The sequence below is a fragment of the Bartonella sp. AD328YNZD genome, from assembly GCF_042196425.1.
Window position 1 is genome coordinate 1 of sequence record NZ_JBHIQG010000692.1, and the last position, 776, is coordinate 776.

Here is a 776-nt window from a genome sequence, read left to right on the forward strand (position 1 = left end):
TACGACATTATTGTTGATGATTCACCGACAAGCCCCAATGAAAAAGAGAAAACTTTTGCAGCAATTACGCAGATGTTGCCGCTGCTTGGTGGTTTCTTAACACCGGAGATGATTCCAGATCTTTTAAAGCTTTCCCCACTACCGGCAACATTGGTAGCAAATTTAACGGCAAAAGCACAGCAGGAACAACAAGAACAGCAGCAACAGCAGATGATGCAACAAAGCCAAGGAGCACAATTAACTCCAGAGCAACAAGCAAAGATTGCTGTTTTACAGCAAGAAGCGCAAGCAAAGAGCACACTCTATCAACTTGATGCGCAGCAGAAACAAACGGCATTGCAGCAGAAAAATATCGAACTTTTCTTGAAACAAGAACAAGCGCGTATGCAGCTCGAACTTCAACAGGCAAAAAATGAGATAGCGCAGCGTGATTTAGAACGCAAAGCTTTACAGGCACAGTTGGAACACTATCGAGTTTTGACAAGAAATATAATAACACATTGAAGGGACAGAATATGGAAGAAGAGTTTACGCCTGAAGAACAAGCAATCTATGATGAACATTTTGCCAGTGATAATGCTGTTAAGTTGGTCGAGCCAGAACCAGTTGAGGAAGTTTTTGATGCAGAGGAAAGTTCTGAACAGCCAGCTGTAGAACCACTTCAGGAGCAGCCAAATTCTGATGTAATAGAATCTGATAAACTAGAGCAAGAGCGGCAAGCACGCCAAAAGGCAGAACAAAGCGCCATTGAAGCGCGTGAATTGGCTATTGAACTT

General features: G+C 42.8%; 2 pseudogenes. Both read left to right on the plus strand.

The annotated features are described in order from the left end of the window. Positions 1–504, plus strand: a pseudogene (locus tag ACFIO3_RS14500) (phage portal protein); the annotation flags it as partial. An 11-nt stretch (positions 505–515) separates the two neighbouring features. After that, positions 516–776, plus strand: a pseudogene (locus ACFIO3_RS14505) (hypothetical protein); the annotation flags it as partial.